Here is a 10,963-nt window from a genome sequence, read left to right as displayed (position 1 = left end):
ACTGCAGGGGGGACCCTGTGGGAGAGTAGGACGCCGCCGAACAATCATTGTGGAAAGCCCCGTACCGGGATACCGGTACGGGGCTTTTCTGCGTTTACGGCCAGGTCGCCGGCTCGGCGGGCCAGAGTTCCTCCGTTTACCAGCACCGGCCTGCCGGGAACCCGGACCGAACGCTCGTACTGTGGGTGGATGGGCTATGAGCTGGTCATCTTCGACAACGACGGCGTCCTCGTGGACAGCGAGCCGCTCTCCAACACCATCCTGTCCGCGTACCTGACGGAGGTCGGGCATCCCACGACCTACGAGGAATCACTGCGCGACTACATGGGCGGCGCGGTGCACCGGGTGCACGACGTCATCCTCGAACGGACGGGGCAGCGCCTGCCCGAGGACTTCGACCGGGTCCTCCACGACCGGATCTTCGCCGCGTTCGAGCGGGACCTGCGGCCCGTTCCCGGAGTGACGGAGGTGCTGGCGGAGCTGTCCGCGCAAGGAGTGCCGTACTGCGTCGCCTCCTCCGGGAGCCACGAACGGATCCGCGTCGGGCACCGCAGTGCCGCGCTCGGCGAATGGTTCGAAGAAGAATGGATCTTCAGCGTCGAGGACGTCGGCCGGGGCAAGCCGGCACCCGACCTGTTCCTGCACGCCGCCGACATGATGGGCGTCGCGCCGTCGCGGTGCGTCGTCGTCGAGGACAGCAGGCTCGGGATCGAAGCCGCCCGCGCCGCGGGCATGGACGTCCTCGGATTCACCTCGATGACCCCCGCCGAAGCGCTCCCCGGCGCCAACGCCTACTTCGGAGAGATGAAGGAGCTGTACGGCCTGCTCGGATTGGGTGTGTGATCGCTCTACCCACCGGTAGCCCCTGGGCCTACGCTCAGCCGCCATGACAGTTGATGTGCGGCTGCGGCGTGGGCGCCGGGCCCTGGGGTTCAGCTTCTTCGCGCAGGGGGTCGCCTTCGCCCTCCTGGTCACCCGCATCCCCGCCATCCAGGACCGGTACGGGATATCCGACGGGCTGCTGCCCGCGTTCCTCGCCGCGGTTCCGATCCTGGCCGGGGTGTCGAGCGTCGCCACCGAGCACCTGGTCAAGCGGGTCGCGCCCAGCGCCGTGCTGCGATGGGCGCAGCCGGTGGTGCTGCTGTCGCTGTTGGGGGTGGGCGCCGGTACCTCGATGTGGCAGGTGGCCGTGGCGCTCGGGGTGTTCGGGCTGGCGGTGGGTGCGTTGGACGCCTCGATGAACATGCTCGGGGTCAGCCTTCAGCGGGCGTACGGGCGCAGCATCATGCTCGGGTTCCACGCCTCGTACAGCCTGGGCGGGATCATGGGCGCTTCCGCCGCGTGGGCGGGGGCGCACTGGCACCTGGAGCTGTTCACCGGGTACCTGCCGGCCGTGGTCCTGGTGCTGCCGTCGGCGTTGTTGGCGAGTCGGTACTACGTCGACGCGACGTCCGCGGCGAAGGACGGGACGCAGGGGTGGCCGGTCGGGGGCGGGAAGCTGTTGCTGCCGTTGTGCCTGGTGATGGCGTGCGCGTACATAGGGGACTCGACCGTCGCGAACTGGAGTGCCAAGTACCTCCAGGACGTGCTGGGCAGTTCGGAGCAGCTCGCGACGGTTCCGTACAACGTGTACATGGTGACGACGCTGATCGGGCGGGCCGTGGGGGACCTCGGGGTGCGTCGGTTCGGGGCGGTGGCCGTGGTGCGGGGCGGGACGGTGGTGGCCGCGGGCGGGTTCGCGGTGGTGGCGGCGGCGCCGGGGGCCTGGTGGGGGATGCTCGGGTTCACGCTGTTGGGGATCGGGCTGTGCGTGATCGTGCCGCAGACGTTCGCGGCGGCGGGGAGGCTGTTCCCCGGCGCGTCGGACACGGCCGTCGCGAGGCTGAACATCTTCAACTACGTCGGGTTCCTGATCGGCTCGCCGCTCGTGGGGGGCATCGGGGACGTGTGGAGCTACCGGGGCGCGATGCTGATTCCGATGGTGCTCGTGTTGGTGCCGCTGTTCAGTACCCGCTCGTTCGGCTCCGGTGGGGCCCGATACGGTGTCGGGCATGAGCGGCGAGCCCGTGACCGGGTTGTTGATGTGGGACGAGGCGGTAACGAAGTATGACTTCGGGCCGAGCCATCCGATGGACCCGGTGCGTCTTGCGCTGACGATGGGCCTGGTCCGGGCCTTCGGGCTGGACCGGGCGGTCGAGGTGCGGGCGGCCCGCGCGGCCGGGGACTCGACGCTGCGGCTGGTGCACCACGAGGAGTACGTGGCGGCGGTGCGGGCGGTGTCGGCGGACCCGGGGTCGGCGGACGGCTCGTACGGGCTGGGGACCATGGACGATCCGGCGTTCCGCGGGATGCACGAGGCGTCGGCGCTGATCGCGGGCCAGTCGGTGGCGGCGGCGGAGGCGATCTGGCGGGGCGAGGCCGCGCACGCCGTGAACTTCACCGGCGGGCTGCACCACGCGATGCCGGGCGGCGCCGCCGGGTTCTGTGTGTACAACGACGCGGCGCTGGCGGTGGCCCGGCTGTTGGAGCTGGGCGCGGAGCGGGTCGCGTACGTGGACGTGGACGTCCACCACGGGGACGGGGTCCAGGCGGCGTTCTGGGACGACCCGCGGGTGTTGACGATCTCCCTGCACGAACATCCGCGGACCCTGTTCCCGCAGACGGGATGGCCCGAGGAGACGGGCGGTGACGGGGCGCAGGGCGGCGCCGTCAACGTGGCGCTGCCCGCGGGGACGGGTGACGAGGGGTGGCTGCGGGCGTTCCACTCGACGGTGCCCGAGCTGCTCGCGGACTTCCGACCGCAGGTGCTGGTCAGCCAGCACGGCGCCGACACGCACTTCGAGGACCCGCTGGCGCACCTGGCGGTGTCGCTGGACGCGCAGCGCTCGGTGCAGGAGGCCTGTCACCGGCTGGCGCACGAGCACAGTGGGGGCCGGTGGCTGGCGTTGGGCGGCGGTGGGTACGCGGTGGTCGACGTCGTACCGCGGTCGTGGACGCACCTGGTGGGGATCGCGGCGCACCGGCCGGTGGATCCGGCGGCGGAGGTTCCGCAGGTGTGGCGGGACGAGGTGTACGCGCGGACGCGGCAGCCCGCGCCGGCGCGGATGACGGACGGCCGGACGGTCGGGTGGCGGGAGTGGGAGGCGGGCTACGATCCGGCGGACCGTACGGATCAGGCCGTTCTCGCGACGCGGCGGGCGGTGTTCCCGCTGCGCGGGATGCTGACCTGACGCACCATGTGTTACGCCAACTGTGGGGCTGTTCGCCATAATTGATGATCCGCCAGGTGCGGTGCGGCAGCATCGAGGGGTGTTGAGCACCGGCGCGCTGCGTGCGCATCTGCTGGCCGCCCGGTTGGCCGGGCCCGTCGCCACGACACGGGAGGAGAGCCTGCGCAGTTACCGTCTGTTCGCCGCGCGGGACCCGCGGGTGCTGCTGGGGCTCGACCCCGAGCGGGTGTGGGGCGAGGGTGAACTGCTGGGGCTGATGGCGGACAAGTGCGGGGTCTCGGCGGACCCGTCGCACGTCAGCGGGCCGGACGTGATCGATCCCGAGCGGACGGTGGCCGGGCTGGAGGCCTTCGCGGAGCGGTTGGCGGCGGTGGCGGGAGCGAGGGCGCCCGTACTGTTCGGGACGGGGCACCCGCATCGCCTCCTGGAGTTCTACGCCTGTTTGGCTGCGGCCCTGTCGGCGGCGGGATGTGATGTCCTCACCCCGGCACAGGGGGTGCGCGTCGACACCGCGACCCGGTTCGGCGTACGCCCGCACCGCATCGATTACGTACGGGGAGTCGCGTTGGTGCGGGAACCCGGCGTGCGGTCACCGGGGAGTGCGACCGGCGTGCACTCCCATTCGCCGCTGCCGGTGCGGATCGCGCTCGGGGCGCTGGCGGACGCCGGCGAGCCGCTGCCGGAGTTGGTGGTGGGGGACCACGGATGGGTCTGCGGTGCAGGTCAGCTCGGTGTCGAGGCGATCGGGCTCGGTGATACGGATGATCCCGCGGTGTTCGTCGGGGAGGCCGAGGGGCGGCTGGCGGTGGCCGTTCCGCTCGATGACGGGGTGCGCCCCGACTACTACCGGCCGCTTACCCGATACGTGCTGCACCGCGCAAGGCTGCCGGACCGTCAGGAGTGGCCGTAGCTCCTCTTCCCCACTCGTATCACCCGCCCCTACTCTGGGGAGTGAGCGTGCGACGACGAGGAGTAACCGGAGGGGAAGCCGGTGCCCGTCATGCGCGGAAGGTCAAGGTGTGTCATGGCTGCTGGCGAGAGGCCTCTCAGTGAGGTTCAGTTCCTGACCGTGGCGGAGGTCGCCTCGGTGATGCGAGTGTCGAAGATGACCGTGTACCGCTTGGTGCACAACGGTCATCTGCCCGCAATCCGGGTGGGCCGGTCCTTCCGGGTCCCCGAGAACGCGGTTCACGAGTACCTCCGGGAGTCGTTCGTGGGGGTGGAATCAGCCTGAGAAGGGGCTCCGGATCGTCCACCGAGGTCGCGGATTACAAGCTCCGAGCTCGGGCGGGTAGGCTAGGCCGACGTAGGTCGTGTGGGCCCAGACGCCCCGCACCGTTCTCCGCCAACGCGGGGATGTTCCGAGAAGTGAGCGAGGGTAGTCGTGGGCTCTGTTATCAAGAAGCGGCGTAAGCGGATGGCCAAGAAGAAGCACCGCAAGCTGCTCAAGCGCACCCGCGTCCAGCGCCGTAACAAGAAGTAAACGGCAGCTGTACGTGTTCTCCGCAGCCCCTCCACCATCCTTGGTGGAGGGGCTGCGGTGCAGCCGGGGACTTCTTCGAGGGAGGCGCTGAGCTCGTGGGGAAGGTCGTGCTCGTCACCGGGGCAGCCCGACAGCTGGGGGGCCGCTTCGTGCGGCGCGTCCAGCGCGACCCGGAGGTGGAACGGGTCATCGCGGTCGACGCGGTGAGACCGCCGCACCGGCTCGGCTCGGCCGAGTTCGTGCAGGCGGACATCAGACAGTCCGGGATCGCCCGCGTGCTCGCCGAGCACGCCGTGGACACCGTGGTGCACCTCGCGGTGACCGGGGGCGGCCCGGGAGCGGCCGGTGCGCGCAGCGCGGTCAAGGAAACGAACGTCATCGGGACGATGCAGCTCCTCGGGGCCTGCCAGAAGTCGCCGACCGTACGACGGCTCGTGGTGAAGTCGAGCACCAGCGTGTACGGGGGCACCTCCCGGGACCCGGCCGTCTTCACCGAGACGACGCAGCCTAAGTCGCTGCCGGCGGGTGGGTTCGCGAAGGAGGCCGCCGAGGTCGAGGGATACGTACGGGGCTTCGCGCGCAGGCGGCCGGACGTCGCGGTGTGCGTGCTGCGGTTCGCGAACATCCTGGGGCCCTACGCCGACTCCGCGCTCGCCGAGTACTTCTCCATGCCGGTCATGCCGACGGTCCTCGGCTACGACCCCAGACTCCAGTTCGTCCACGAGGACGACGTCGTGGACGTGCTGCGCCTGGCGGCGGGCGAGCCGCGGCGCGGAACCCTGAACAGCGGGACCTTCAACATCGCCGGTGACGGGGTGTTGCTGCTGTCGCAGTGTTCGCGGCGGCTGGGGCGGCCCACGGTGCCGTTGCTGTTGCCCGCGGTCACGTGGGTGGGTTCGGCGCTGCGCGCGGTCGGGGTGACGGACTTCTCGCCGGAGCAGATCCGGCTGCTGACGCACGGGCGGGTCGTGGAGACGACGCAGATGCGGGACACCCTGGGGTTCCGACCCCGGTACACGACCGCCGAGACGTTCGCGGACTTCGCGGGCAGTCGCGGGAGCGGACTGCTGCCCGCGGAGCGGGTGGAGCGGGCCGTGGAGCGGGTGGCGGGGTTGCTGAAGGTGGATGCGGGCGCGGGTGCGGGCGCCGGTGTGATCGAGGGAGCGAAGCGATAGTGGCGGACGCCAAGGTCATTCCGTTCGACGAGGAGCGGCCGCGCCGGCGGGGCGGACCCCGCCCGGTGCGGGCCGTCCCGACGCCGGGGCCCGATCCGGTGGTGGCGGAACCGGTGGTGGCGGAGCCGGTGGTGGCGGAGCCGCCGGTGGGGGTCGTCGGGTCGGGGCCGTCGTCCGGCGCGGGCTGGGACCGGCGGATCGCGGGCGGGTTGGCGTTCCTGCGGCGCCGGATCACCGGGGACTACGAGGTCGACGACTTCGGCTACGACGAGGAGCTGACGGACCAGGTCCTGATGACCCTGCTGCGGCCGTTGTACGACAAGTACTTCCGGGTCGAGGTCAAGGGCATCGAGAACATTCCGAAGGAGGGCGGCGCGCTGATCGTCGCCAACCATTCGGGGACGCTGCCGCTGGACGGGCTGATGCTCCAGGTCGCCGTCCACGACCACCACCCGGCGGAGCGGCACCTGCGGCTGCTGGCGGCCGACCTGGTGTTCATGCTGCCGGTGGTGAACGAGTTGGCGCGGAAGGCCGGTCACACCCTGGCGTGTGCGGAGGACGCGCAGCGGCTGCTGGAGGCCGGGGAGCTGGTCGGCGTGATGCCGGAGGGCTTCAAGGGGATAGGGAAGCCGTTCGGAGAGCGGTACAAGCTCCAGCGCTTCGGGCGGGGCGGGTTCGTGTCGACGGCGCTGCGCGCGGGCACGCCGATCGTGCCCTGCTCGATCGTGGGCGCCGAGGAGATCTACCCGATGGTCGGCAACGCGAAGACGTTGGCGCGGCTGCTGGGGATCCCGTACTTCCCGATCACGCCGACGTTCCCGTGGTTGGGTCCGTTGGGTGCGGTGCCGCTGCCGACGAAGTGGACGATCCAGTTCGGCGAGCCGATCCCGACGGACGGGTACGCGGCGGAGGCCGCGGAGGATCCGATGCTGATGTTCAACCTGACGGACCAGGTGCGGGAGCAGATCCAGCACACGCTGTACAAGCTGCTCGTGCAGCGGCGGTCCGTGTTCTTCTGAGTTCTCCGGCCGTGGTGCGAAGGAGAGGGGGCCGCGCGGTGCGCGGCCCCCTCTTCCCTTCTACTGTTCCGCGTCCTCGGAGTTGAGGCCCAGGCCCGGAAGGAGACCCGGGAGGAGGGGCGGGAGGGTGATGTCCGGCTGGGGGAGCTCGGGGGTCCCCGGGGCGGGCGTGTTCGCAGGAGCCTGGCCCGTCGGCGGGTTCAGCAGGTCGCCCGTGCCGCCCAGGAGACCGCCGCCGGAGGGTGCCGGGGTGCGGCTTCCGGTGGACGGCGTCGGGGTGGCCGCGGGTGCCGATGAGGGCGTACCCGAAGCCGACGGTGCGGTCTGCTGTTTGCCGGTGGCCGGGGTGCTCGGCGTGGCCGAGCCGCTGGGCCGGCCACGGGTCTGCTCCGGGGGCTTCGGCAGCAGGCCCTGGATCGGGGCCACGTCATCGTCTATGGCCTGGAAGACCGATTCGACCTCGCCCCCGACGTCGGTGAGCTGCGCCGGGAGCTTCTCCCGGAGCTTGCCCCAGGCGTCCCGGTGCGAGCGGGAGAACGAGGACAGGGCCTGCATCGGGCCCAGCGAGCCGTCCCGTTCGTACGCGGCCTGGAGCAGCCGGTGGCCCTGTTCGGCGTCGTGCTTCATGCCGGAGAGGGCTCGGCGGATCTCGCCCAGGGATTCGTGGTCGAGTACTCCTGTCCGGCCTCTTTCCATCAGGCGGCGGGCTTCCGACAGCCGGTTCGAGGCCCGGTCGAGGTAGAGCTCGCCCCGGTCCGAGTCCTCGTCGGCCATGCCCAGCTTGAGGTCTTCCATGCCCCGTTTGATCGGGTACAGGGAGTCACCGGGCAGGGCGTCCGTGCTGGCAGCGGCCACTCCGCTGAAGGCCCCTGCGGCCACACCCACGGTGAGGCCTCCCGCTGCGATGCCCTTGGACCAGCGGGAGCGGGGCCGCAATTTCCGGAGCGACGTCGCCCGGTGGGCGCCGCGGCCGGTCCGCTGTTCGGGCACCAGAGGGTCTGCGGCGGCACCGCCCCCGGCCCTCTCTTCCATCACCATGGCCTCCATGGCGGCGACGAGCTGAGCTCGTTGCACCACTTTGACCTCGGGATCCAGCACCGGGCGCGGCATTCTTTCACCGAGCGCGTTCGCCAGGGCCAACAGCCGGTCGTGGTCGGCAGGTTCGGCAGGTGCCTCGGGCTGCTCGGCCGCCGGGTCCGGTTCTTGGAGATCGGATGGGTTCCGATCCTCCAGGGCCTGGGCGAAGGCGTTCGCCCGCCGGTGCGGAGTTACGTTCGCGATCACTGGCGGCACCTCCTCTCGTCATGACGATCGACTCCCCAAGGTGTCCGGAAGGTTGCCTTCCTTGAGCACATCCACACTTTCGGGTGAGCGGCTTCGGGCAGGGCGTGTCCACAGGGAGCCTGCATCCCGCACAACGAGCGGCGCGGCACTTGGGTTACGGACGAAGGATGATCGGACCACAGCGTCATCGAGGGGTCACCGGGTGTGAGGTCGTGTCGTCGTTGAGCGTTGTCTTGTGGAGCGTCGTCGTGCGGGTCCGCGCGGTGTGCGCGGGCGCGTCAGCGTGCGTCTTCCGGGAGCAGGCGGGCCAGTGTGCGGACCGCCCGGTACTGGAGCGTTTTGATGGCTCCCTCGTTCTTCCCCATGACCCGGGCCGTTTCGGCGACCGACAGGCCCTGGAGGAAGCGGAGGGTGACGCACTCCTGCTGCTGGGGGTTGAGCTTGCGCACGGCCTCCAGCAGGGCCGCATTGGAGAGGGACTCCAGGACGGAGTCCTCGGGGCTGCGCTCCACCTCGTTGGCGTCGAGCATCTCGCCGGTGGTGACCTCCAGGCGGAAGCGGCTGGACTTGAAGTGGTCCGCCACCAGGTTCCGCGCGATGGTCACCAGCCAGGCGCCGAAGTCACGGCCCTGCCAGGTGAAGGTGGAGATGCGGCGCAGCGCGCGCAGGAAGGTCTCGCTGGTGAGATCCTCCGCGGTCGCCTTGCCGCCGACGCGGTAGTAGATGTAGCGGTACACCGTGTCGCTGTACTGGTCGTAGAGCCGGCCGAAGGCCTCGGCCTCGCCGGCCTGGGCGCGTTCGACCAGGTCCATCATGCGGGCCTGGTCGCTGTCCGCGGTGGGGCGGCGGTGGGCGGGTGCGGTCGTGCCGGTGGAGCCGGTCGATCCGGATCCCGCGCGACCGCGTCTGCCCACCGTCGCCCCGCCGTCGGTCAGGGCGTAGCAAGGGCCGGCCGGACCGAGGCCGGCGGGTACGGCGAAGGCGGGGACGGCGTACGCGGTGGGGACGAAGCCACGCAGGTGGTCGAGGACCGTTGCGCGCAGCGTAGCCAGGCCCGAGGCGTCAACCCCGACAGGTGGGTACACGGGACTCCCAGAGGCAGAGCTTCCATCACGTGCAGTGCGGGACCGTTCACCCGTCGTGGCGACAGATGGGCGGTGGCATGCGTTTGAGGAGAATAACGCTTCGTACAGGCAGCGCTACACCCAGTTGTCTAAATCACCGGTTCCGACACTTCTGTTGCCTGTCCAGGGCATATTCAGGCCTGATTGGTGATCGATTCTTGATCGCTTGGGTGCGCGGAATGGAAGCTTCCACAGAGGCTCGCGACCGAGTGGGGCAGGCCGGAGTGCCGCGCCGGGGGCGCGGGTAGAGGTGAGCGAATGAACGCCGGGCGGGCCGGAAGTCGGCCCCGGCCCGGCGTTGCTACTTGCGGCGGCGGTGGAGGGCGATCGCGGCGGCCGTGCCGCCCGCGATCGCGCCGACCCCGGCGGCGGCCGGGACGCCGACCTTCACGGCCTTGCGGCCGGTCCGATAGTCGCGCAGCCGCCAGTCGTGGGTGCGGGCATGCTTGCGCAGTTTTGTGTCGGGATTGATCGCGTACGGATGTCCGACCAGCGACAGCATCGGAATGTCGTTGTGCGAATCGCTGTACGCCGCGCAGCGGGCGAGGTCCAGGTCCTCTGCGGCGGCCAGGGCGCGCACCGCCTCCGCCTTGGCGGGGCCGTGCAGGGGCTCGCCGACGAGGCGGCCGGTGTAGATGCCGTCCACGGACTCCGCGACGGTGCCGAGGGCGCCGGTCAGGCCGAGGCGGCGGGCGATGATCGTGGCCGTCTCGACGGGGGCGGCGGTGACGAGCCACACCTTCTGGCCGGCGTCGAGGTGGGCCTGGGCCAGGGCGCGGGTGCCGGGCCAGATCCGCTCCGCCATGTACTCGTCGTAGATCTCCTCGCCGATCGACATGAGCTCGGAGACCTTGTGGCCCTTGACGATGGACAGGGCGCTGTCCCGGGCGTCCTGCATGTGCTCGGGGTCCTCGACCCCGGCGAGCCGGAACCAGGCCTGCTGCCAGGCGAAGCGGGCCAGCTCGCGGCGGCGGAAGAACTCGCGCTTGTAGAGGCCGCGGCCGAAGTGGAAGATCGCGGCGCCCTGCATGACGGTGTTGTCGAGGTCGAAGAAGGCCGCGGCGAGGTCGTCGCCGGGGACCGGGAACTCGGGCTCGGCGCCCTCTGCTTCCGGTTCCGGTTCGGCGTTCGTCGGGAAAGGTGGCGCTTCGGCCTGCGCGGTCTTGCGGGCGGCCTCGGCCGAGGCCTCGCCTGCCAGCACGCTCCGCGCGGTGGCGGAGCGCCTACGGGGGGTGAGCCATCCCAGAGCGGCCATGACGCGAGCATAGCCATTGTGTTCGGGAGTTCCCGAACCGCCGGGATACGGGGTGGTTAACACTTCGGGGCTCCCGCCCGGCGCGGGACAATGAGGACATGAGTCCTCTGCTGCGCCGTAAGGAAAAGAAGCGTCCCGCCGAGCGAATGGTCACGCTCGTGGGGAAGCCGGGTTGCCACCTTTGTGACGACGCCCAGGAGGTGATCGAGAAGGTGTGCGCCGAGACCGGTGCACAGTGGGAGAAGAAGGACATCTCGCAGGACGAGGAGCTGTACCGGTTGCACTGGGAGCAGATTCCGGTCGTGCTCATCGACGGCGAGCAGCACACCTTCTGGAGGGTGAACCCGGACCGGCTCCGGCGGGCGTTGGGGACCTGACCGTTCCGGCCGTTAC

At 70.6% G+C, this 10,963-nt stretch carries 12 protein-coding genes; 9 read left to right on the top strand and 3 right to left on the bottom strand.

All coding sequences use genetic code 11. The annotated features are described in order from the left end of the window. Window positions 1-189 precede the first annotated feature (189 nt). The 8 genes from ACZ58N_RS35835 to ACZ58N_RS35800 all read left to right on the top strand — a co-directional run bounded on the left by ACZ58N_RS35835 (window position 190) and on the right by ACZ58N_RS35800 (window position 6,907). Window positions 190-843 (top strand): HAD family hydrolase, encoded by a 654-nt coding sequence (locus tag ACZ58N_RS35835; RefSeq protein WP_471168856.1) that lies wholly within the window; start codon window positions 190-192, stop codon window positions 841-843. 43 nt (window positions 844-886) lie between these two features. Further along, window positions 887-2,110 (top strand): MFS transporter, encoded by a 1,224-nt coding sequence (locus ACZ58N_RS35830; protein WP_471168854.1) that lies wholly within the window; start codon window positions 887-889, stop codon window positions 2,108-2,110. After that, window positions 2,082-3,230, top strand: coding sequence for an acetoin utilization protein AcuC (locus ACZ58N_RS35825; RefSeq protein WP_471168867.1), 1,149 nt, complete (start codon window positions 2,082-2,084; stop codon window positions 3,228-3,230). The genes ACZ58N_RS35830 and ACZ58N_RS35825 overlap by 29 nt, the downstream gene beginning before the upstream one ends. 79 nt (window positions 3,231-3,309) lie before the next feature. Then, complete coding sequence (locus ACZ58N_RS35820) at window positions 3,310-4,140, top strand: phosphatase (RefSeq protein ID WP_471168851.1); 831 nt, start codon at window positions 3,310-3,312, stop codon at window positions 4,138-4,140. Between the two features lie 114 nt (window positions 4,141-4,254). Beyond that, window positions 4,255-4,464: a helix-turn-helix domain-containing protein gene (locus tag ACZ58N_RS35815; protein ID WP_162688852.1), complete on the top strand. Its 210-nt coding sequence runs from the start codon at window positions 4,255-4,257 to the stop codon at window positions 4,462-4,464. 150 nt (window positions 4,465-4,614) lie between these two features. Continuing rightward, window positions 4,615-4,713: a 30S ribosomal protein bS22 gene (locus ACZ58N_RS35810; protein ID WP_003948845.1), complete on the top strand. Its 99-nt coding sequence runs from the start codon at window positions 4,615-4,617 to the stop codon at window positions 4,711-4,713. A 95-nt stretch (window positions 4,714-4,808) separates the two neighbouring features. Next, on the top strand, window positions 4,809-5,888 hold the full coding sequence (locus ACZ58N_RS35805) for an NAD-dependent epimerase/dehydratase family protein (protein ID WP_471168849.1): 1,080 nt from the start codon (window positions 4,809-4,811) through the stop codon (window positions 5,886-5,888). Next, a complete protein-coding gene (locus ACZ58N_RS35800; RefSeq protein WP_471168846.1) occupies window positions 5,888-6,907 on the top strand; it encodes a lysophospholipid acyltransferase family protein in 1,020 nt (339 codons plus the stop codon). Before ACZ58N_RS35805 ends, ACZ58N_RS35800 begins: the two co-directional genes overlap by 1 nt. Before the next feature lie 60 nt (window positions 6,908-6,967). Here the strand turns inward: ACZ58N_RS35800 and ACZ58N_RS35795 are convergent, their stop codons facing one another. The 3 genes from ACZ58N_RS35795 to ACZ58N_RS35785 all read right to left on the bottom strand — a co-directional run bounded on the left by ACZ58N_RS35795 (window position 6,968) and on the right by ACZ58N_RS35785 (window position 10,570). Then, the gene (locus ACZ58N_RS35795; RefSeq protein ID WP_471168843.1) at window positions 6,968-8,191 is read right to left on the bottom strand and encodes a DUF5667 domain-containing protein; all 1,224 of its coding nucleotides are present in this window, start codon (window positions 8,189-8,191) and stop codon (window positions 6,968-6,970) included. 278 nt (window positions 8,192-8,469) lie between these two features. After that, a complete protein-coding gene (locus ACZ58N_RS35790; protein ID WP_471168842.1) occupies window positions 8,470-9,276 on the bottom strand; it encodes an ECF subfamily RNA polymerase sigma factor, BldN family in 807 nt (268 codons plus the stop codon). A 340-nt stretch (window positions 9,277-9,616) separates the two neighbouring features. Continuing rightward, the gene (locus tag ACZ58N_RS35785; protein WP_471168841.1) at window positions 9,617-10,570 is read right to left on the bottom strand and encodes an HAD family hydrolase; all 954 of its coding nucleotides are present in this window, start codon (window positions 10,568-10,570) and stop codon (window positions 9,617-9,619) included. Window positions 10,571-10,668: 98 nt separating this feature from the next. On the opposite strand from ACZ58N_RS35785, the gene ACZ58N_RS35780 reads away from it, so the two are divergent. Then, complete coding sequence (locus tag ACZ58N_RS35780; protein WP_471168839.1) at window positions 10,669-10,947, top strand: glutaredoxin family protein; 279 nt, start codon at window positions 10,669-10,671, stop codon at window positions 10,945-10,947. Window positions 10,948-10,963 lie beyond the last annotated feature (16 nt).

Source organism: Streptomyces sp. NPDC040432 (assembly GCF_055595445.1).
The sequence above is the reverse complement of the archived record's forward strand: the minus strand, read 5'-3'. Positions and strand labels throughout refer to the sequence as shown.

Bases quoted from the DNA above. Each gene is read 5' to 3' on its own strand.
- ACZ58N_RS35835 (WP_471168856.1), top strand. From the start codon at position 190: ATGGGCTATGAGCTGGTCATCTTCGACAACGACGGCGTCCTCGTGGAC.
- ACZ58N_RS35815 (WP_162688852.1), top strand. From the start codon at position 4,255: ATGGCTGCTGGCGAGAGGCCTCTCAGTGAGGTTCAGTTCCTGACCGTG.
- ACZ58N_RS35785 (WP_471168841.1), bottom strand. From the start codon at position 10,570: ATGGCCGCTCTGGGATGGCTCACCCCCCGTAGGCGCTCCGCCACCGCG.
- ACZ58N_RS35825 (WP_471168867.1), top strand. From the start codon at position 2,082: ATGTGGGACGAGGCGGTAACGAAGTATGACTTCGGGCCGAGCCATCCG.
- ACZ58N_RS35780 (WP_471168839.1), top strand. From the start codon at position 10,669: ATGAGTCCTCTGCTGCGCCGTAAGGAAAAGAAGCGTCCCGCCGAGCGA.
- ACZ58N_RS35830 (WP_471168854.1), top strand. From the start codon at position 887: ATGACAGTTGATGTGCGGCTGCGGCGTGGGCGCCGGGCCCTGGGGTTC.